This window comes from Paenibacillus sp. GCM10027628 (assembly GCF_042676385.1).
GTDB lineage: Bacteria > Bacillota > Bacilli > Paenibacillales > NBRC-103111 > Paenibacillus_E.
Window position 1 is genome coordinate 38,880 of the sequence record NZ_JBHTHA010000006.1, and the last position, 21,071, is coordinate 59,950.

Consider the following 21,071-nt stretch of genomic DNA (forward strand, 5'->3'; position numbering starts at 1 on the left):
TGTAGTAAAGCTAGATTAAGCTTGACCTTCAGCTTCTTTTTTCTCAGCAACTGCTTTAACAGCAAGTGCAAAGTTACGAACAGGAGCTTGAAGAACGCTAAGCAACATAGAGAGAAGACCTTCTTTGGAAGGAAGTTCTGCAAGTGCTTTGATTTGATCGTATCCAACTACACGGCCTTCGACCACGCCAGCTTTTACGCTCAATTTATCGTTCTTTTTCGCAAATTCAGTCAAGATTTTAGCAGGAGACACAACATCGTCTTTGCTGAAAGCAATCGCTGTAGGTCCAGTTAAGAACTCATCCAGCGCGCTTAGCTCAGCGTTAGCTGTTGCACGTCTTGCCAAAGTATTCTTGAGAACTGTAAATTCGATACCAGCTTCGCGCAAGGATTTACGCAACTGAGTTACTTGAGCTACGTTCAAACCGCGGTAGTCAGCTACGATTGTGCAAGAGCTAGCTTTCAGCTTCTCTGTTACTTCAGCGACAGCCTGTTCTTTCTCTGCAAGAATTTTCGCGTTTGCCATAGTACACCTCACTTCTTTTGCATTTGTATCTTCGATTTCGCAAACAGTAGGAGCATCAGCATTTCTTATTCCGAAAATAAGAAATGCCTTCGTAGACACTACGAAGGCATGATGTGTTCACTTTTCTCTTGATGTACAAAAGAATCGCAATATATATCATAACACCTCGGTAGGAAATTAAGCCAAGGCGGCACCTACTGTCTACGGTTTGCATATTCACTTTTAAGACCTTAGATAGATTATCACGACCAGCAACCGAAGTCAACTGGATGGTTTTTCTTATCTAAAGGATTGCAGGTTCACACGAACACTTGGTCCCATAGTAGAAGATACAGCGATGCTTTTCAGGTAAACACCTTTAGCAGCTGCAGGCTTCGCTCTGAGAAGCGCATCAACCAATGCTTTGAAGTTTTCATTCAACTTGTCAGCATCGAAGGATACTTTACCGAGTGGAGCATGGATTTGACCTGCTTTATCGAGGCGGTATTCGATTTTACCAGCTTTGATCTCTTGAACAGCTTTCGCTACGTCAAATGTAACTGTACCGGCTTTAGGGTTCGGCATTAAACCTTTACCCCCGAGAATACGACCCAGTTTACCAACTTCGCTCATCATATCAGGAGTGGCTACGCAAACGTCGAATTCGAACCAGCCTTGTTGAATTTTGTTGATCATGTCTTGATCGCCAACAAAATCCGCGCCAGCCGCTTCAGCTTCTTTCGCTTTTTCACCTTTGGCAAAAACGAGTACACGTTTTGTTTTACCAGTACCGTGTGGAAGTACAACTACGCCACGAACAGCCTGGTCTTGTTTTCTTGGGTCTACACCCAGACGAACTGCGATATCCACAGTCTCATCGAATTTAGCAGGAGCTGTCTTTTTAACAAGCTCGATTGCTTCTGACGGATCATACAAAGTTTCAGCATTTACAAGCTGAGCGACTTCGCGGTATTTTTTACCGTGTTTAGGCATTTTAAAATCCTCCTTAGTGGTATTAGCGGATAATCCTCCCACCGAGCGGCTAAGAGTTTTCTTAGAAAACTTTCTTCGTAAGCATTCGCTTACTCACCGCATTCCATACGGAATTAGTCTTCGATGACGATACCCATGCTGCGAGCAGTACCTTCGACCATACGCATTGCAGCCTCAACGGATGCAGCATTCAGGTCAGGCATTTTTTGTTCAGCGATTTCGCGAACTTTCGCGCGCTTCACAGTTGCAACTTTCTTTTTGTTCGGTTCACCGGATCCTTTTTCGATACCAGCAACGACGCGAAGAAGAACTGCAGCCGGAGGCGTTTTCGTGATAAATGTAAAGGAACGGTCTTCGAATACTGTAATTTCAACCGGAATGATAAGACCCGCTTGATCTGCAGTACGAGCGTTAAACTCTTTACAGAAAGCCATGATGTTCACACCTGCTTGACCCAATGCTGGACCGATCGGTGGCGCTGGATTTGCTTTCGCAGCTGGAACTTGCAGCTTCACGATTTTAATAACCTTTTTTGCCATGTTGGACACCTCCTTGCTCTTAGTGTGGTTAGACGGGCACAAAACCCTCCCACTAACGAAGGTCTATCCCGAGGAATAGACCTGGCAGAAACCCTTGGTTGTCTTGTTTTATAGCTTTTCCACTTGGTTGAAATCCAACTCAAGCGGGGTTTCTCTACCAAACATGTTGACGTGTACCTTAAGCTTGCCTTTATCCGCCACGATTTCTTCAACCGAGCCAACAAAGTTCGCAAAAGGTCCCACCTTGACGCGTACGGTTTCTTTGAGTTCGAAGTCAATTTTCGCCTTCGGCTCTTCCATACCCATATGCTTCAGGATGGCTTCCACTTCCTCAGGTAGTAGTGCAGTCGGTTTAGAGCCAGACCCCGTAGAACCTACGAATCCTGTAACTCCCGGCGTATTGCGCACAACGTACCAAGAGTCGTCTGTTTGAATCATCTCAACGAGGACGTAGCCCGGGTAAACTTTACGCATGACGGTTTTCTTCTTGCCGTCTTTGTTCACCAGTTCTTCTTCCATAGGCACGAGCACACGGAAGATCTTGTCCTGCATTTCCATAGATTCAACGCGTTTCTCTAGGTTGGCTTTTACTTTGTTTTCATACCCTGAATAGGTATGTACGACGTACCATCTTTTTTCCATGAATAAATTCACCTATAGTCCTGTTTATTTAAAAACAAGGCGCAGCAACTCTGAGATTCCAAGATCCAGCACAAAGAAGTAAACGGCAACGAAAGCTACCGTACCGATAACAACAAGCGTATAGGTGATCATTTCTTTGCGGCTTGGCCACTTGACCTTTTTGAGTTCTGACCAACTGTCGGTGAAGAAGGAAAACGTGGATCCGAAGCTTTGTTTCATTCTAGCCAAGAACGCCACAAACTACACCTCCAAAGAACTACCTAGTCTCGCGATGAGCAGTATGTTCATTGCAGAATCTGCAATATTTCTTCAACTCAATACGGTCGGGATTGTTGCGCTTATTTTTAGTGGATGCATAGTTTCTTTGTTTGCAATTTGTGCACGCTAATGTGATGATAACCCGCATGATGTACACCTCCTACAGACACTTTCTAATTAAAGCCCTTCGAAGCGCATCAAAAAGAAAGCGACTTTTAGGGCTACCTGAAATACTTTATCACAATCCACAATGGGGTGTCAAGGAAGAACTATCTCAGTTTACCTCTATTCTATGTGTCTAGACATGCATTGCAAGAGTATCATCATTATAGACTACGCTTGGAATTATTAAACGTGCGCAAAAGAAAAACACCCGCTCCGCGGATGTTGTACTTACTTTCTATAAATCTCTTACTTCCAAATAGCGTTCAAGCTTACGTTTGACACGTTGAAGCGCATTATCAATGGATTTCACATGACGATCAAGATCCACTGCAATCTCTTGGTACGATCTGCCATCAAGATAAAGCATAAGCACTCGACGTTCCAGATCGCTTAAGATCTCACCCATCTTATCTTCAAGACCCGTAAACTCTTCTTGATTAATGACCAGTTCTTCCGGATCGGTCACCCGTGAACCGCTTATAACGTCAAGCAACGTCCGATCAGAATCTTCATCATAAATAGGCTTGTCCAATGAAACGTAGGAATTCAGAGGTATGTGCTTCTGGCGAGTCGCTGTCTTAATGGCCGTGATGATCTGCCTGGTAATGCACAGTTCAGCAAAGGCTTTGAATGAAGCCAGCTTGTCCCCTCGAAAGTCACGAATCGATTTATATAAACCTATCATGCCTTCTTGCACAATGTCTTCACGATCTGCGCCAATCAAGAAATAAGAACGCGCCTTAGCACGCACGAAATTCTTATATTTATTGATCAGGTACTCCAGCGCTTCACTACTGCCTTCACGGACTGCTTCGACTATGTCTTCGTCTGGCTTGAGATCATAATCGTACATTCTCAGTTCTTTGAGGTCGACACTCACCAACAATCCCTCCGGCCTGCAGGACTACCCAATTTCACTTTAAGGTTAGGTTAAGTATACATGATGAATTCTGACACCGTCAACGGGGAACCGCGTCATTTCTAGCATTTGGAGAGTTTCACTCACCTCGTCGCCACCGCTCAAACAGTGCTTTAAGATCTTCATTCAGTTTGCCGTCAAAAGGATTTCGTTTGCTTGATGACTCAGGTCGGATTCGTTCTCGTACTTCTTTACGGCTTTGATTGATCTTGACCAAAAGTTCGCCTGCAGGCAGGCGCAGCGCGCCTTTACCGAAGATGACATGCTGCTCGATCATATCGGAAGTGGCCACGTAAATTTGCTTACGTCGACCCATTAAATTGGTGACCAACCTCTCGATAAGCTCATCAGCCGTTTCTTTTTCCTTGGTGTAGAGGACGGCGAGTTTGCTCTGTGTATATTTTTTTCCAAGGCCAGGGACCATGTAAGCATCGAATACGAGATATACTTTCATCCCGGAGTAAGACTGATATTCGGCCAACATATGAATGAGCTTGTCCCGCGCTTGCTCCAGATCGGTGTCCTTCAGCTTGCTTAGCTGAGGCCAGGCTCCTATGATATTGTACCCGTCTACGATCAGAAACTCTTCCATACCATTTAACTCAGAATTCGCTGTCTGACCACTTCATACATGAGTACGCCTGCTGCAACGGAAGCATTTAGCGAATTTATCCGCCCTGCCATCGGAAGTTTGACCAAGAAATCACACTTTTCTTTAATCAACCGGCCGACGCCCTTGCCTTCGTTTCCGATAACCAGGGCAATCGGAATTTTGAAATTCGCTTTATAAACGTCTTGTGCCGCGGATACGTCGGTTCCCGCTACCCATACGCCTTCTTCTTTCAACTGTTCGATCGTTTGAGCAATGTTCGTTACCCGAGCGACTGGAACATACTCAACAGCTCCAGCTGATGTTTTGGATACTGTAGCGGTGAGTCCAACCGAGCGTCGTTTAGGGATGATAACCCCATGCACGCCCGTACAGTCGGCTGTTCGCAGGATGGAACCAAGATTGTGTGGATCTTCGATCTCATCGAGGATGAGAATGAACGGCTCTTCGCCCTTAGCTTTGGCGCCAGCCAGAATATCCTCAATTTCAACATACTCGTATGCTGCAACTTGTGCTACAACGCCTTGATGGACAAGTCCTTCGGCCATTTGGTCAAGTTTGCGCTTATCGGTAAACTGCACGATAATTCCGTGATTTTTAGCCTCTGCGACAATAGGGCCGGCAAATTGCTTCTGCGCATTTTCGGCTACCCATATTTTGTTGATCGTCCGCCCGGAGCGAAGCGCTTCTAAAACAGAGTGTTTCCCGCCGATATATTCTTCTTCCATATCATTTCTCCTTCAGGGCGAAATCTAAAATTTCCTTCAGTCTCTCAAAGGATTGTTGGTAATACAAATATCCGATTAAGCATTCGAACGCGGTACTGTGCCGGTACTCCAGCACGTCCGCGTTTTTGGCTGTGGTTCCTGATTTGGCATTGCGGCCCCGCTTGACGATGTCGACTTCTTCTTCCGTTAAGATCGGCATGAGCTTCTCCAACAGCTTCGACTGCGCTTTGGCGGACACATATCCAGTTGCCGCTTTATGCAGGTAATTCGGCCGATGATTCGTACCGGAAATCACATACTGACGGATATACACTTCATAAACCGCATCTCCGATATATGCCAGCACGAGCGGGTTGAGCAAATTCGGGCTTTTGGATGGCGGAAAATGAAACAGATTCGCTTGTTCGGAAAAGGGGTGACTCATTTGCGGCGCCAACGTATTCCTTGAGGCGTATCCTCGAGGAATATCCCTTTCTCTGTGAGCAAGTCGCGAATCTCGTCGGCACGCGCCCAATTTTTGGACTTGCGCGCTTCCGTGCGCTCGACGATCAACTGCTCGATTTCTTCGTCCAGCAGTTCATCGGCTTCATGAGAGAGGAGGCCGAGAACTTGATCAAAAGCTTGCAGCTGTTCGAGGAAAAGCTGCAGCGCGGCAGCGTTTACCCGCTCCTGCTGCAAGTATAAATTCGCTTCAGCGACAAGATCGAATACGGCGGTAATAGCATCCGGCGTGTTGAAGTCGTCGTTCATCTTGTCATCGAATTGGCGAGCGATCTCAGCAATGCGCTCTTGCAGCGCTCCTTCGATCTCACTTGCCTGTGAGGCTGTGGCCAGACGATGCTTCAGATTATCGAAAGCATTCTGAATGCGCTCAAGCCCGTTAGCCGCTTGCTTCAAGCTTTCATCGCTGAAATTAAGCGGATTGCGGTAATGTGCGGAAAGCATAAAAAAGCGGAATACTTGCGGCTTGATTTGTTTAATCAGATCGCGGATCAAAATACCGTTACCGAGCGACTTGGACATTTTTTCATTATCGATGTTGAGGAATGCATTATGCATCCAGTAATTCGCCATTGGATGGCCGGTTGCGGCTTCCGTCTGGGCAATCTCGCACTCATGGTGCGGAAACGTCAAGTCTTGCCCGCCGCCGTGAATATCGATCGTTTCGCCCAAATATTTGCGCACCATGGCCGAGCATTCGATATGCCAGCCGGGACGGCCTTGGCCCCATGGACTTTCCCAGTAAATCTCTCCTGGTTTTGCGGCTTTCCACAGCACGAAATCCTGCGGATTCTCTTTGCGGTCGTCCACCTCAATACGGATGCCGTATTGAAGTTCTTCTAGATTTTGATGAGACAACTTGCCATAATCGGCAAACTTGCTCGTTCTGTAGTATACGTCACCGCCGCTTTCGTAAGCATAATCCGTATTCACAAGCGTCGCAATGAAATCGATGATCTCTTGGATGTTCTCCGTTACACGCGGATTGAGTGTAGCATCATGAACGCCAAGCGCTTTGGTATCCTCCAGAAATGCCCCAATGAACGTTTCCGCGAGGTGCGGTACGGTCTCTCCCATTTCCTCGGCTTTGCGAATCATTTTATCGTCAACATCCGTAAAGTTTGTAATATACGTGACTTCGTATTTCTGTGATTCCAGGTAGCGGCGCACCACATCAAAGAAAATAACGGGTCTGCCGTTGCCAATATGAATATAGTTGTATACGGTTGGTCCGCAAACATACATCTTGACCTTATTCGGTTCGATCGGTACGAACTCTTCCTTCTTGCGCGTTAGCGTATTATACACTCTGAGCGTCATGCTCTCTAACTCCCCCATTCTTCTTTTGCCTTTCTAATTCAAGCTGATTTTTCAGCTCATTGATCTGCTGCTGCAGTCCTTCAAACATATCGATAACGGGGTCTGGCAGGTTAGCATGATCCAAACGATTCACGCGAACGCCATCCCGCTTCACTAATTTACCTGGTATGCAGACAACTGTGCTGTTCGGCGGCACTTCCTGGATGACAACCGCGTTGGAACCAACGCGTGAATTTTCACCAACGGTAAAGGAACCCAGAATTTTCGCACCGGAGCCGATAACCACATTATTGCCAATAGTCGGGTGTCTTTTACCTTTCTCTTTACCGGTACCTCCTAATGTAACACCCTGGTATAGAATGACATCGTCACCAATCTCGCAGGTTTCCCCGATCACGACGCCCATGCCATGGTCGATAAACAAGCGATTGCCAATTACTGCCCCAGGATGAATCTCGATGCCGGTCATGAAACGGCTCCACTGGGAAATGATCCGGGCTATCGTGTACATGCGTCGTTTGTAAAACCAGTGCCCGATCCGATGCGCCCATATGGCATGAAGGCCGGAATACGTAAACGCGACTTCAAACCAGTTGCGCGCAGCCGGGTCGTTATCGAATACGGCAGAAATATCGGATTTAATCGTTTTCCACATGTTTTCACCTTCTTAGTAGGAAGTCGGAGTAAATGCAAAAAAGCCCCTGCAGCCTATATGGCTGCAGAGGCGTACTATCGCGGTTCCACTCTGCTTGGTGACTCGGAAGTCTCCCAACTCAAAACCCGTAACGTGGGTGATCCGGCTGCGCCTACGATACTCTCACGAGATTTCGGCGCGGCAGCTCCCAGGTGCATTTCCGGTTACAGGGATTGGATAACTCACAGCCGAAGTGAAAACACCCCGATTATCCTCTCTGAAAATCCCTAGTTAAACGTACTCTCCTGATCGTTGCATTTGATATTGAATTAAGTATAGCGAAAAGATCCTCGCTTTACAATAAGTTCCGAAGGCGGGAAATGACTTTTTCTTTGCCAAGCAGATAAAGCGACACGTTCAGATCAGGTCCATGAACCTGTCCCGTACAAGCGGAACGGATCGGCATGAAGAGTTGCTTACCCTTGTAGCCCGTATCTTTCTGCACTTGCTTCAGCAGTGCGGGGATCGCTTCCACCGTGAACGCCTCAGCTTGTTCTACTTGCCCAAGGAAGCTGCTCAACACTGCAGGCACGTGCTCCTCTTTTAAGACGGCTGACGCTTCTTCATCGATAACCAGCTCTTTCTGGAAGAAGAGACTGGATAATTCGACGATTTCTGCAGCGAAGCGCATTCTCTCTTGATTGAGACCGACTAATGCGGACACCCATTCCTGGGATGCTTCATCCAGCGTGCCTTGGATATAGCCTGCTTTTTGCAAATGAGGCACACACAACTCAACAACTCGGGAAAGCGGGGCCTTTTTCAAGTAGTGGTTATTCATCCAATTCAATTTATCCATATCAAATACGGCAGGACTCTTGGACACGCGATCCAGATCAAACTGGGCAATAAGCTCTTCCTTGGTGAAAATCTCTTCTTCCCCGCCCGGCGACCAGCCTAACAGCGCGATAAAGTTTACTACGGCTTCAGGCAGGTAACCCAGCTCTCTATATTGCTCGATAAACTGGATAATGGACTCATCGCGTTTACTCATTTTCTTGCGGTCCGGGTTGAGAATCAGCGCCAAATGGGCAAAATCAGGAATTGGAAGCCCAAGTGCCTCGTACATCAAAATTTGTCTCGGCGTGTTGGACAAATGCTCCTCACCGCGAATGACGAGATTAATCTTCATCATATGGTCATCAATGATAACCGCAAAATTGTACGTAGGAATACCGTCCGGACGGGCAATAATGAAATCGCCGATGCCATTGGAGTCGAATTCTACATGCTCGCGCACTTTATCTTCAAAGGCGATAATGCGATCTTCAGGTACTCGAAAACGCGTTGATGGTTTACGACCCTCAGCCTGATAAGCAGCCACCTGCTCGGGCGTAAGGGTACGGCATTTTCCGGAATAACCACCCATCTCGCCGCGAGCTTCCTGCTCCGCACGCTCTTGTTCCAGCTCTTCTTCGGAACAGTAGCAGTGGTAAGCATGACCGCCGCGAATCATTTGATCTACATACTTCTCATAGATATCCAGACGTTCCATTTGACGGTACGGACCGTATGGACCTCCGATATCCACGCTTTCATCCCACTCTAAACCAAGCCATTTCAGGCCGTTTAATTGATCAGCAATACCGGATTCCTTATGACGAGTCTGATCCGTATCTTCAAAACGAACGACAAATGCTCCACCATGACGGCGTGCCAATAAATAATCGAATAAAGCGGTACGCGCACCGCCAATATGTAAATGTCCGGTCGGACTTGGCGCATAGCGCACACGTAATGGCTGATTCATGTTTGGAATCCCTCTTTTCCCCTGAATACCTGCTATAATATCTGCTATTCTAGCATATCTCGAATTAAACAAACAACCGATTGCGCCGCGATACCTTCGCCTCTTCCGGTGAAACCGAGCTGCTCGGTGGTCGTCGCTTTCACGTTCACTTGATCCGGCTTCGCTTCCAGCGCATCTGCAATAATTTCAACCATTTGCGGAATGTAGGGCGCCATTTTCGGTTTCTGAGCAATGATCGTTGAGTCCGAGTTGCCCAAACGATAGCCTTTTTCCTTTGCCAGTTGCCACACACGCTTAAGCAGCACCAGGCTGTCTGCATCTTTGAATTCCGCTGCGGTATCCGGAAAATGCTTGCCAATGTCCCCTAGACCCAAGGCGCCCAAAATCGCATCGCTAATCGCGTGCAGCAGTACATCCGCGTCTGAATGTCCAAGCAATCCTTTATCATACGGTATCGTTACGCCCCCAATTATGCACTTGCGTCCTTCCACTAACTGATGCACATCAAACCCTTGTCCCACTCGAATCATCGTTGAACCTCTCCCCTTACATGTTCTAAAATCCATTCCGCCCAAGGCAGATCCTCCGGCGTTGTTATTTTAATGTTATAATAGTCCCCTTCGACCACATGGACGGTTGTCCCCAAACGTTCTACCAGCATGGCATCGTCCGTCCCCAGAAATCCTTCATTCAGAGCTTGTTCATGCGCATCCTGCAGAACGGAAAGCCGAAAAGCTTGCGGCGTTTGGATCGCCCACAAGCTTCGTCTATCTGGCGTTGATTGAATTTGTTTTGCTTCATTCACGATCTTGATCGTGTCTTTGACGGGAACGGCCAGAACAGCAGCATCGCTCTCTTGTGCCTTGCGGAAACATGCCAACACATGTTCGACAGCAGCAAAAGGTCTGACTCCATCATGTACAAGCACCCATTCGGTTCCTGGCTGGAGCGCATCCAGTCCTTTTTTCACCGATTCTTGACGCTCTGCACCGCCGGCTTGTACGCTCGTGACCTTCGACAACGCGTAGTTCTTTATGTAACTACTACAACGTTCAACGTCCGCTTCCCCAACAACCAAAATGATTTCATCCACTTCATGTATGTTTTGAAATAATTGCAAGGTATGTACCAGAATTGGCTTCTGACCGAGCTGTAAATATTGCTTACTTTCAGCCGTTCGCATACGCGAGCCTTTACCCGCAGCTACGATGACAACCCCTAGCTTCCCCATAATGTCCCCTCTTCGTAAACGCTATATGCGCTTTCCGTAAGTGTTAAACAACCTCCCCCTATCATACTGGTTTTACTGCGCTTTTTCCAATAATTTCGGTTTGGCAAAAATCATTCGTCCCGCCGAAGTCTGCAGCACACTCGTGACCATGACTTCCAGTGTCGCCCCGATAAAGTCGCGTCCGCCTTCAACGACAATCATCGTGCCATCGTCCAAATAAGCGACGCCTTGCCCATGCTCCTTGCCGTCTTTAATGACTTGAACAATAATTTCTTCTCCCGGCAATACGACTGGCTTCACGGCATTAGCAAGATCGTTAATATTCAATACCGAAACCCCTTGTAGCTCACATACTTTGTTAAGATTAAAATCGTTCGTAATCACTTTGCCCTGCAGCACTTTCGCCAAACGGACCAACTTGCTGTCCACTTCGGAAATTTCTTCGAAATCCCCTTCGTAGATGAGTACTTTCACTTCTAATTCCTTTTGAATTTTGTTTAAAATGTCGAGTCCTCGACGACCGCGGTTCCGCTTGAGCAAATCCGAAGAATCGGCAATATGCTGCAGCTCTTCCAGGACAAATTCCGGGATGACAAGCGTGCCTTCGATAAACCCGGTTTTGCAAATGTCCGCAATCCGGCCGTCAATAATCACACTAGTATCCAGAATCTTATGCTCTTCATAGGGACGATGTGTCTGCTTGTCCTGAGAACCAGAACGTACGTTCTTAAACAACTGAATGAGCTCATCTCGTTTACTGTAACCGATGCGAAAGCCCATAACCGCAAGAATACCTGCAACGACTACAGGTAAAAAAGGACCGGCCCATGTCGCTTTTTCCAGCACGGGAAACGCCAATACCGATATCAGTAGTCCGATAACCAGTCCGACGGTTCCAGCAAGCAAATCAGATACAGGAATATTCTCTACATTCCTTTCGCCTCTTAGAAGCAGTTTCATACCCGTGTTAGCCACCCACGCCGCTATCAAGAACATCGTCGCCGCACATAAGCTCTTGATCCAGAATGCTTGTCCGGCCTCACTCGTTACACCTGCCATACGAAGTATGGAATCACTCCATTGATAACCTAAACTTCCACCCATGATTGCAAAAATGATTTGTACCCATTTCCTCATCATAGATTCACCTCCATATCAACAATGTTTATGCCATATTACAATTATGTTCCAATTTATCCATCGCTAATCACGATTCCTCATGGAAAATTGAAATATTAGGAAGCTTCCTTTATAATGAGATTGGAAGTTTACAAACACACTCGAGGTGGATGGAATGAGCTCCTTGACTTTAAAGCAGTTTCAAGATCAAGTGTCTGAATTGTTACTCCGTCACCGAAGTTTGCTCGATGTCTTGTCCAAATTTCAACAAACGAACGCAGCAGCCAATCGTTCTGTAATTAAGTCCATTACGGAATGTGGATGTATTGGAGTCCATGCAGCCAAACAGGAGTATCATCCGGAGATGACGCTAGATGAGGCGAAAGATGTACTCGGCACCCATGTTACAGGTCATTTATGCGAGCATTGTGCAGAGGTCGTCAGCGCAGAGCTCGGAAGAAACCTTTTCTACATGTCGGCGCTTAGCAATCTTTTGGATGTAGATTTGGAGAAAGTCGTTGAGAATGAATCAAAGAAATGCTCGACATTAGGACTATTCAACATGTCATGAAAATGAAAAGAAAAAAAGCATTTATTTTCTCTGAATCATCAAGAGAAAATAAATGCTTTTCATTTTCATTGGAGTGGTTTACAGATCGGATTTCACCGAGTGATTTTCCTCGTGTGTACGTCTTTTGTTCTTTCTGCGCAATCTGATGAAGATGCCATCAACGTTTTTTTTTAAGCCATAGAGCGCATAAAGAAGCAGCGGTACGAAAATCATTTTGGAAATAGACTCTGGCCACTTAATCGCAATAAGCACCGCAACGGCAACAATAATTGGTGTGATCCAAATTGCCGCTTTAGGAATGCCAGCCTTTTTGAAATTCGGATATTTCACTGTACTTACCATCAAGTACGATAAGAGAACTGTGCTGACCAACAGTACGTAAACGTTAATTTCGTTATTAAATAATGCAAGCGTACAAAGTACGCCGCCCGCTGCTGGAATCGGCAAGCCGATAAAATATCCTGGAATACCGGCAACAACATTGAAACGAGCGAGACGAAGTGCTCCACAGATCGGGAAGAGAGCTGTTACAATCCATGCAAACGCAGGGCTGATGACTGTAGGGTCATTAAATGCAACCACGTACATAATGAAGGCTGGCGCTACACCGAAAGAAATAACATCGGACAGCGAATCCAGTTCTTTACCAAACTCACTTTGCGCATTCAGAGCTCTTGCCACACGTCCGTCAAGTCCATCGAGCAGCATGGCAACGATAACGAGCACGGCAGCGCGTCCGGGTTCACCATTAAAGACGAGAATAATCGACAGAACACCAAGGAATAAGTTCCCTACTGTAAAAAGGCTGGGAATTGATTTCGTTAACATATGTTTTTGTCCACCTCTGGATTTACTATACCCTAATTCTACCTTAATAAAACCTCAACAATGATACTTTATGATTGTATCCACTTTAAATATGTCTGTCAATGAAGACTTGTTCCTGGATGCGCTTAAGACCTTCTTTTATTGCGCGGGCTCTGACCTCGCCAATCCCATCCACTTCGTCTAACTCCTCAATGGTCGCCATCATCATATGCGGCAAGTAACCAAACTTCTCCACGAGATTAGCGATAATGATCGATGGGAGACGCGGAATTTTGCCCAACATCCGGAAACCACGCGGCGATACTGGTTCTTCGGCGATTGCATTCGTATGCGGATAGCCCAGCAAACGAATGATTTGTTGGGGTTCAAGCAGTTCATCGGAAGAGAGCCTTTTCAAGCCGGCCAGCATATCTTTGACTTTCTCCTCAGACAAGTCGCGGACGTAGTCCTTCACAAGAAGACGGGCTTCCAGTTCGGAATTGCCGACCAATTCCTCCAACTGCATGCTGATCAGGCGACCTTCGTTGCCAAGCTCGTTAATATAGCGGTTGATTTCGGATTTGATGCGAAGCACCATCTCTACACGGGCAATGACATTGGTCACATCATGCAAAGTAACTAACTCCTCAAACTCAGAGGCGCTAAGATTGGTCATGGATTGGTCCAAAACAACCTTGTATCTTTCCAGCGTCTGAATGGCTTGATTCGCTTTAGTCAGGATCACACCGATATCTTTCAGCGCATACCGCAAATTGCCTTGATACAGCGTAATCACGTTCCGGCGCTGCGAAATCGAGACAACAAGCTTATTCGTTTGCTTCGCGACGCGCTCAGCCGTCCGATGCCTGATTCCCGTTTCCGATGATGAAATCGAGGAATCCGGAATTAACTGTGTGTTCGCATATAGAATTCGCTTCATATCTTCACTGAGTATGATAGCTCCGTCCATTTTGGCTAACTCGTACAAATAATTGGGGGAGAAATCGCAGTCAATGGAGAACCCGCCGTCGACAATTTCCATGACTTCCGGACTATATCCGACTACGATGAGTCCTCCCGTCTTAGCACGCAAAACATTCTCCAAACCGTCGCGGAACGCGGTACCTGGTGCCACCATTTGCAGCAATTGACTCATCACGTCGCGCTTTGTCTCTTCTTTACTCATTATTTTCCTCCTGAAGCTTGCAGGTTGAATGGTGCATGAGTTAACTCAGCGCAGCTTGGAGAGCTTCTGACACCGTGTTCACTCCGATAATTTCCATGCCTGGCGGATGGGTCCACCCTTTGAGACTTTTCTCAGGCATAATCACTCTGCGGAAACCAAGTTTCTCCGCTTCCTTCACTCGCTGGTCGATCCGCGAGACGCCTCGCACTTCCCCGGTCAGCCCGATTTCACCGAACACTACATCATAGGGGCGAGTGGGTTGATCCTTGAAACTGGATGCGATACTTATCGCTACGGCCAAATCAACGGCCGGTTCATCCAACTTGACGCCTCCGGCTACATTGAGATAAGCGTCTTGATTTTGCAGGAACAGTCCCATTCGCTTCTCAAGTACGGCCATAATTAACGATAACCGGTTATGATCAATGCCGGTAGCCATTCTGCGGGGGGATGGAAAATTCGTCGTTGAAACAAGGGCTTGAATCTCCACCAGAACAGGACGCGTTCCTTCCATACTGGCCACAACCGTGGAACCCGCCACACCCAACGGCCTTTCAGACAAGAACAATTCCGACGGATTGTTGACTTCAACCAAACCGCCTTCTTGCATTTCAAAAATACCGATTTCATTCGTCGAACCAAAGCGGTTCTTCACGGCTCGAAGCAAGCGATAGGAATGATGCCGCTCGCCTTCGAAATAGAGCACACAATCCACCATATGCTCCAGCATGCGTGGACCTGCGATAGCGCCCTCCTTGGTGACGTGCCCGACGAGAACCGTTGCAATCCCTTTACCTTTAGCTATTCTCATAAAATGTCCCGTGCATTCTCGAACCTGACCAACCGTACCCGGTGCAGAAGCGATAGCCGGATGATACACGGTTTGAATGGAGTCAATCACCAAAAAATCCGGGTTAATTTCTTGAATGGCTTCCTCAATAAGCTCTAGATTCGTTTCGCAAAGCACATAAAGCAGCGGTGATGAAGCGTTCAAACGGTCCGCACGAAGCTTCGTTTGTTTAACAGATTCTTCGCCAGATATATAAAGCACTTTTTGCTGTGCTTGTGTGAGCGCAAAGGAGGTTTGGAGCAAAAGGGTTGATTTTCCGATCCCCGGATCGCCTCCAACCAGGATCAATGAACCAGGGACAATGCCTCCACCCAAAACACGATTTAATTCCTTATTATTCGTTAACACCCTAGGTTCAGGGCTACTTTCTATATGTATGATGGATGTCGGTTTTTCTTTCGTTCGGGCTATGGAAGAATTCATCCCTTGCGTGCGAACGACCGTTTCTATTTCTTCCACCATCGTGTTCCAGGATTGGCACCCCGGGCACTTTCCCATCCACTTTGGTGATTCATATCCGCACTCTTGGCAGCAAAACTTGGTTTTCTGTTTACTCATGACGTAAGTAACTCCCTTTAGAAACAATAGCGAATTTTTTGCCTATCCTTACCAATAAAGTTTACCATTTTTAAGAAGTTGGTGAAAGGGCTGCTTCATTCAAATCTCCAAAAAGTGAAAAAATCTTTCATTTCAGCTAAGAACATAAAAAGCATTTTGCCGCCACCCGAGCCGGATGGAGCAAAATGCTTTTTTACTCATTTATTGTGCGGCTACGCCTTCGCCTTTTAGGACGACAAGCTCGCCTTCTTTTTCATCAATGGTCAAGGAGTCGCCCTTAGCGATGTTGCCCTTAAGCAGTTCTTCAGACAAACGGTCCTCAATGTGCTTCTGAATCGCTCTGCGGAGCGGTCTGGCGCCATAAGTCGGATCGAATCCTTCTTTGGCAAGGAACAGCTTCGCTTTCTCGGTAAGCGCGAAGTCCACTTCTTGCTCTTTCAAACGTTTGCGAAGATCATCGGCCATCAAGCTTACGATGCGAGCGATATGCTGCTCATCCAAGGAGTGGAACACGATAATTTCGTCGATCCGGTTCAAGAACTCCGGACGGAAGCTTTTCTTGAGCTCACCCATCACTTTGTCTTTCATGTTGGAGTAATCTCTGCCTGCATCTTGCGCGGCGGTGAAGCCAAGCGAAGAATTTTTCTTGATTGCTTCCGCGCCCACGTTCGATGTCATAATGATCAGCGTGTTACGGAAGTCCACAGTGCGGCCTTTAGAGTCAGTCAAACGGCCATCCTCCAACACTTGCAGCAGAATATTGAATACTTCTGGATGTGCCTTCTCGATTTCATCTAGAAGTACGACGGAGTATGGTTTACGACGAACTTTCTCGGTAAGTTGACCACCTTCTTCATACCCTACATACCCTGGAGGCGCTCCAACGAGTCTGGACGTTGAGTGTTTCTCCATGTATTCCGACATGTCGATGCGGATTACGGCGTTATCGTCACCGAACAAAGACTCGGCCAGTGCGCGTGCCAGCTCGGTTTTACCAACACCAGTCGGTCCCAAGAAGATGAAGGAGCCCATCGGACGCTTCGGATCTTTCAGTCCCGCTCTAGCGCGGCGGATAGCGCGGCTAACGGCTTTAACCGCTTCTTCTTGACCGATGACGCGTTCATGAAGAATGTCCTCCATTTTGAGTAAGCGCTCGGTTTCCTCTTCAGCCAGCTTGCTTACTGGAATACCGGTCCAGCTTGCCACTACCTGAGCGATATCCTCCGGAGTTACTTCCGTATCCAAACGACCTTGTTTCTCTTTCCAGTCGTTTTTTGTCGTATCGAGTTCTTCACGCAGCTTTTGCTCCGTATCTCGGAGACCGGCCGCTTTTTCAAACTCTTGGCTTTGAACAGCCGCGTCTTTCTCCTTGCGGATATCCTCGAGTTTATTCTCAAGTTGCTTCAATGAAGGCGGGATTGTGTAAGAGCGAAGTCTCACTTTGGAACTCGCCTCATCGATCAAATCGATCGCTTTATCCGGTAAGAACCGATCTGTAATGTAGCGATCGGACAGTTTAACTGCTTCTTCAATTGCTGCATCCGTAATTTTCACACGGTGATGCGCTTCGTAGCGATCGCGAAGTCCGTGAAGGATTTGGATCGCTTCTTCCGGCGACGGTTGGTCCACCGTAATCGGCTGGAAACGACGCTCCAACGCGGCATCCTTCTCAATGTATTTACGATACTCGTCAAGCGTAGTAGCGCCGATGCATTGCAACTCGCCCCTTGCAAGTGCCGGTTTCAGAATGTTCGATGCGTCGATCGCACCTTCTGCTCCACCAGCGCCGATCAAAGTATGCAGCTCATCGATGAAGAGCACGATGTTGCCCGCTTGGCGAATTTCGTCCATGATTTTTTTGAGGCGATCTTCGAACTCCCCGCGATATTTAGTGCCCGCCACGACTGAACCCATATCAAGGGTCATGACTCTTTTATCCTTCAATGTTTCAGGAATTTCATTGTTAATGATTTTTTGAGCGAGGCCTTCGGCAATCGCCGTTTTACCTACCCCTGGCTCCCCGATGAGAACTGGGTTATTTTTGGTGCGTCGGCTCAATACCTGAATCACACGCTCAATTTCTTTACTGCGGCCAATCACCGGATCCAGATGTCCTTCTTTGGCAAACGCCGTAAGATCCCTTGCCAAACCATCCAATGTAGGCGTGTTCACATTTTGATTGCTGCCATGGCTAGGAGATACCGTCTCACTGCTGCCCAGTAGCTGCAGCACTTGTTGACGAGCCTTATTCAAACTGACACCCAAGTTGTTGAGTACACGTGCTGCAACCCCTTCACCTTCACGGATCAATCCAAGCAGGATGTGCTCAGTGCCCACATACGTATGACCCAGTTTTCTTGCCTCATCCATGGAAAGCTCAATGACTTTTTTAGCTCTTGGCGTGTATGCGATGTTGGTCGGCTGTTCTTGGCCTCTGCCAATCAGCGATTCCACTTCATCTTGAATCTTCTCGAGCCCCAATCCCAAAGCAACAAGTGCTTTAGCGGCAATACCTTCACCTTCACGAATGAGTCCGAGTAAAATATGCTCAGTTCCAATATTATTGTGGCCTAAACGAACGGCCTCCTCTTGTGCAAGAGAGAGAACCTTTTGCGCACGTTCCGTAAATCTTCCAAACATCATAGAGAACACCTCCAAAAGTAGTATATCTATGGAAATCCTAAAGGATGAATCTATTTTACCTGTTAAAAGCGGCCTAACCTTTCACGAATCAACTCTGCCCTGCGAATATCCCGGTCTTCGGCAGACAATTTCTCGCCTGCATATTGCTGAAGAAACCCCGGCTGCGTCATGACAAGCAGTTCATTGAGAACGTTAGCCGATACGTTGTTAATGATGCCAAGGTCAATGCCCATTCTGACATCCGACAACCGCTGTGCGGCTTCTTTAGAATCCATAATGCCGGCATATGACAAAATTCCAAGTGAACGATTCACACGATCGATGATTCTCATTCGGGACTCCTGCATTAGCTTATGTCTGGCTGCGCGCTCATGCTCAATGATTTGCCTTGCTACACTGTAGAGATTATCAATAATCTCTTCCTCGGACTGACCAAGCGTGATCTGGTTTGAAATTTGAAACAGATTGCCTAATGCTTCGCTGCCTTCCCCGTATAATCCTCTAACTGTCAACCCAACTTGCGTAACAGCGGATAAAATACGGTTGATTTGCTGACTCAGCACCAGAGCTGGGAGATGCATCATGACCGATGCGCGAATACCTGTTCCTACATTCGTAGGACAACTCGTCAGATAGCCTCTTTTTTCATCGTAACCATAATCCAGCTGTGTTTCAAAAATATCATCAATTTGATTTGCCAAATCCCACACTTCTTTGATCTGAAATCCCGGACATAAACATTGTATGCGAAGATGGTCCTCTTCGTTGATCATAATGCTAATGGATTCATTTTCGCTTAAAATGACGGCGCCATTCCTGGATTCATTCGCCAGATTCGGGCTAATCAAATGCTTTTCGACAAGTACCATTCTCTCTAGCTCATTGAGATCGGATAACGGGATTAGAGAAAAGTTGCTAATCGTCTCGAGCTCTTCGTTTTCAAGTACGCCGGATAGCTGCTCAAGCACTTCATGTGATTGTTGATTCGTAGCGAGCATCGGATATGGATAGTCTCTGAGGTTGCGTGCAATGCGGATTCGACTGCTGATGACGATATCCGACTCAGGTCCATCACCCTTCATCCATTCACTCAATGCATCTCCCGTAAAACGCTGCAGTGTCACTTCATTCACACCTTCCTCAAGAGCCTACGTACCGGCAATCTTTTTCTCGATTTCACGAATCTGATCCCGAATCTTGGCCGCTTGTTCGAACTCTTCTTTTTCAATGCGAGTCATCATTTCTTTTTTAAGAGTATCGATTTCCCGCTTATATTGAATGATGCCGCCTGTACGCTTAGGAACTTTACCGACATGGACAATGTTGCCATGGACTCTTTTGAACAATGGATCCAGCTTTTCCGAAAAACTTTTGTAACAGGAACCACAGCCGAAACGTCCCAATTTACTAAACTGCGAATACGTAAGTCCACAATGCTCACAACGGATTGACTGTGACTTAGCTGAAGCAACGGATGACGGTTCAAAATCAAGCAAGCCGGATAAAAGATTATGAATCGAGAAACCGTTCGATGTTCCCGGTATCATTTCACCCTTCTCGCGCGCGCAATTTTCACAAATGTGGAACTCGTTCTTATCCCCATTCACAATCTTCGTAAAATGAAGAGTCGCCGGTCGTTTACCGCACTCCTGACAAATCATTCATACGCCCTCCTTATCTGCTAAGCAAGGATATCAGCATCGCCTTCAAAATTTTTGCACGAATTTCATCGCGAAGCGGCAGTTTAAAAGTTAACACATCTCTTGAGATCGCCGCCTTAATCAGGTTAGCTTCCCTAGCCGAGATGTAATGGCCTTCCTGCAGTTGGTATATAAGTCCTTCTGAGGTGACTTGATCAATGTGAGTATGAATCGTGCGAAAAATATGGTCGAGAATAGAGCCGTGACTCTTAAGCTCGATCTTTTGGATGCGAATATATCCACCGCCGCCGCGCTTGCTTTCCACAACATAACCCTTTTCCAAAGTAAACCGGGTGCTTATCACATAGTTGATTTGGGAAGGAACACATTGAAACTGATCAGCTAGATCGTTGCGTTGAATCTCGATGGCTCCTTCTGGACTTTGCTGCAGAACATGTTTCAAGTACTGCTCAATAATTTCTGAAACATTACGCATCAATTCATCCTCCCAGAAAGCTTGAAGTAAACCTTGGCCTCAAGATGAAGCCGCTGCTTACGAAAATACAAAATTGCTTAATAAGGTCTGCTTGACTTTGACTTTCTTTGACCTTAATTAGATTATAATCATTTCCTTTCTTTTTGACAAGTACTGCATGTAAAAATCAAATTATTCACATTCCGATAGCCAAAAGTATGCCTTACTAGTGTTGACCTTACCTACAGTTTTATTCGGAACAAAAACAAAAAGCCTCCTTGAGATTTCTCTCAAAAAGGCTTTTCTCTGTGCTTGGCAACGTTCTACTCTCCCAGAACCCTTCGGTTCAAGTACCATCGACGCTGGAG

The 21,071-nt window shown here is 46.7% G+C and carries 24 protein-coding genes and 1 other annotated feature; of the genes, 1 reads left to right on the forward strand and 23 read right to left on the reverse strand.

The features are described from left to right. Positions 1-15: 15 nt before the first annotated feature. From rplJ to ACFQZT_RS09455, 16 genes are all read right to left on the reverse strand, one after another. Positions 16-525: a 50S ribosomal protein L10 gene (rplJ, locus tag ACFQZT_RS09380; RefSeq protein ID WP_379298950.1), complete on the reverse strand. Its 510-nt coding sequence runs from the start codon at positions 523-525 to the stop codon at positions 16-18. Between the two features lie 69 nt (positions 526-594). Further along, positions 595-750, reverse strand: a sequence feature (ribosomal protein L10 leader region). A 54-nt stretch (positions 751-804) separates the two neighbouring features. Next, positions 805-1,497 carry a 50S ribosomal protein L1 gene (gene rplA, locus ACFQZT_RS09385; protein WP_379298952.1) on the reverse strand — a complete coding sequence of 231 codons (693 nt, stop codon included), beginning with the start codon at positions 1,495-1,497 and terminating at the stop codon, positions 805-807. 113 nt (positions 1,498-1,610) lie between these two features. Next, the gene (gene rplK / locus ACFQZT_RS09390; RefSeq protein WP_188178395.1) at positions 1,611-2,036 is read right to left on the reverse strand and encodes a 50S ribosomal protein L11; all 426 of its coding nucleotides are present in this window, start codon (positions 2,034-2,036) and stop codon (positions 1,611-1,613) included. Between the two features lie 108 nt (positions 2,037-2,144). Continuing rightward, entirely contained in the window at positions 2,145-2,678 is a 534-nt protein-coding gene (gene nusG / locus ACFQZT_RS09395) for a transcription termination/antitermination protein NusG (RefSeq protein WP_188178396.1), read from the reverse strand. A 24-nt stretch (positions 2,679-2,702) separates the two neighbouring features. Continuing rightward, complete coding sequence (gene secE, locus ACFQZT_RS09400; protein ID WP_379298955.1) at positions 2,703-2,915, reverse strand: preprotein translocase subunit SecE; 213 nt, start codon at positions 2,913-2,915, stop codon at positions 2,703-2,705. Between the two features lie 19 nt (positions 2,916-2,934). Then, entirely contained in the window at positions 2,935-3,084 is a 150-nt protein-coding gene (rpmG, locus tag ACFQZT_RS09405) for a 50S ribosomal protein L33 (RefSeq protein WP_134756045.1), read from the reverse strand. A gap of 252 nt (positions 3,085-3,336) precedes the next feature. Continuing rightward, complete coding sequence (gene sigH, locus ACFQZT_RS09410) at positions 3,337-3,981, reverse strand: RNA polymerase sporulation sigma factor SigH (protein ID WP_028557511.1); 645 nt, start codon at positions 3,979-3,981, stop codon at positions 3,337-3,339. Positions 3,982-4,099: 118 nt separating this feature from the next. Continuing rightward, the gene (locus tag ACFQZT_RS09415) at positions 4,100-4,612 is read right to left on the reverse strand and encodes an NYN domain-containing protein (RefSeq protein WP_379298957.1); all 513 of its coding nucleotides are present in this window, start codon (positions 4,610-4,612) and stop codon (positions 4,100-4,102) included. Positions 4,613-4,617: 5 nt separating this feature from the next. After that, entirely contained in the window at positions 4,618-5,358 is a 741-nt protein-coding gene (rlmB, locus tag ACFQZT_RS09420; protein WP_379298959.1) for a 23S rRNA (guanosine(2251)-2'-O)-methyltransferase RlmB, read from the reverse strand. Position 5,359: 1 nt separating this feature from the next. After that, positions 5,360-5,782, reverse strand: coding sequence for a Mini-ribonuclease 3 (locus ACFQZT_RS09425; protein WP_379298961.1), 423 nt, complete (start codon positions 5,780-5,782; stop codon positions 5,360-5,362). Further along, positions 5,779-7,179 carry a cysteine--tRNA ligase gene (cysS, locus tag ACFQZT_RS09430; protein ID WP_379298963.1) on the reverse strand — a complete coding sequence of 467 codons (1,401 nt, stop codon included), beginning with the start codon at positions 7,177-7,179 and terminating at the stop codon, positions 5,779-5,781. The genes ACFQZT_RS09425 and cysS overlap by 4 nt, the downstream gene beginning before the upstream one ends. Further along, positions 7,160-7,834, reverse strand: a complete 675-nt coding sequence (gene cysE, locus ACFQZT_RS09435) for a serine O-acetyltransferase (RefSeq protein WP_379298965.1) — start codon at positions 7,832-7,834, stop codon at positions 7,160-7,162. Before cysE ends, cysS begins: the two co-directional genes overlap by 20 nt. Positions 7,835-8,168: 334 nt before the next feature. Further along, positions 8,169-9,623, reverse strand: a complete 1,455-nt coding sequence (gene gltX, locus ACFQZT_RS09440) for a glutamate--tRNA ligase (protein WP_379298968.1) — start codon at positions 9,621-9,623, stop codon at positions 8,169-8,171. Between the two features lie 44 nt (positions 9,624-9,667). Beyond that, positions 9,668-10,153 (reverse strand): 2-C-methyl-D-erythritol 2,4-cyclodiphosphate synthase, encoded by a 486-nt coding sequence (gene ispF / locus ACFQZT_RS09445; protein WP_379298970.1) that lies wholly within the window; start codon positions 10,151-10,153, stop codon positions 9,668-9,670. Next, positions 10,150-10,857 (reverse strand): 2-C-methyl-D-erythritol 4-phosphate cytidylyltransferase, encoded by a 708-nt coding sequence (gene ispD / locus ACFQZT_RS09450; protein ID WP_379298986.1) that lies wholly within the window; start codon positions 10,855-10,857, stop codon positions 10,150-10,152. Before ispD ends, ispF begins: the two co-directional genes overlap by 4 nt. A gap of 69 nt (positions 10,858-10,926) precedes the next feature. After that, positions 10,927-11,994, reverse strand: coding sequence for a PIN/TRAM domain-containing protein (locus tag ACFQZT_RS09455; RefSeq protein WP_379298972.1), 1,068 nt, complete (start codon positions 11,992-11,994; stop codon positions 10,927-10,929). A 154-nt stretch (positions 11,995-12,148) separates the two neighbouring features. Here ACFQZT_RS09455 and ACFQZT_RS09460 point away from each other — a divergent pair, with 154 nt between their 5' ends. Further along, positions 12,149-12,544 carry a DUF1573 domain-containing protein gene (locus ACFQZT_RS09460; RefSeq protein ID WP_379298974.1) on the forward strand — a complete coding sequence of 132 codons (396 nt, stop codon included), beginning with the start codon at positions 12,149-12,151 and terminating at the stop codon, positions 12,542-12,544. 78 nt (positions 12,545-12,622) lie between these two features. Here ACFQZT_RS09460 and pssA read toward each other — a convergent pair whose 3' ends face one another. The 7 genes from pssA to ACFQZT_RS09495 form a co-directional block, all read right to left on the reverse strand. Beyond that, complete coding sequence (gene pssA, locus ACFQZT_RS09465) at positions 12,623-13,372, reverse strand: CDP-diacylglycerol--serine O-phosphatidyltransferase (protein ID WP_379298976.1); 750 nt, start codon at positions 13,370-13,372, stop codon at positions 12,623-12,625. An 85-nt stretch (positions 13,373-13,457) separates the two neighbouring features. Beyond that, entirely contained in the window at positions 13,458-14,537 is a 1,080-nt protein-coding gene (gene disA, locus ACFQZT_RS09470) for a DNA integrity scanning diadenylate cyclase DisA (protein WP_379298978.1), read from the reverse strand. Positions 14,538-14,577: 40 nt separating this feature from the next. After that, on the reverse strand, positions 14,578-15,945 hold the full coding sequence (gene radA, locus ACFQZT_RS09475) for a DNA repair protein RadA (protein WP_379298980.1): 1,368 nt from the start codon (positions 15,943-15,945) through the stop codon (positions 14,578-14,580). Positions 15,946-16,146: 201 nt separating this feature from the next. Next, positions 16,147-18,588, reverse strand: a complete 2,442-nt coding sequence (gene clpC, locus ACFQZT_RS09480; RefSeq protein ID WP_379298982.1) for an ATP-dependent protease ATP-binding subunit ClpC — start codon at positions 18,586-18,588, stop codon at positions 16,147-16,149. A 62-nt stretch (positions 18,589-18,650) separates the two neighbouring features. Continuing rightward, a complete protein-coding gene (mcsB, locus tag ACFQZT_RS09485; RefSeq protein WP_379298988.1) occupies positions 18,651-19,712 on the reverse strand; it encodes a protein-arginine kinase McsB in 1,062 nt (353 codons plus the stop codon). A 24-nt stretch (positions 19,713-19,736) separates the two neighbouring features. Next, entirely contained in the window at positions 19,737-20,249 is a 513-nt protein-coding gene (gene mcsA, locus ACFQZT_RS09490; protein WP_379298984.1) for a protein-arginine kinase activator protein McsA, read from the reverse strand. 13 nt (positions 20,250-20,262) lie between these two features. Beyond that, positions 20,263-20,724: a CtsR family transcriptional regulator gene (locus ACFQZT_RS09495; RefSeq protein ID WP_188178412.1), complete on the reverse strand. Its 462-nt coding sequence runs from the start codon at positions 20,722-20,724 to the stop codon at positions 20,263-20,265. Between the last annotated feature and the right edge of the window lie 347 nt (positions 20,725-21,071).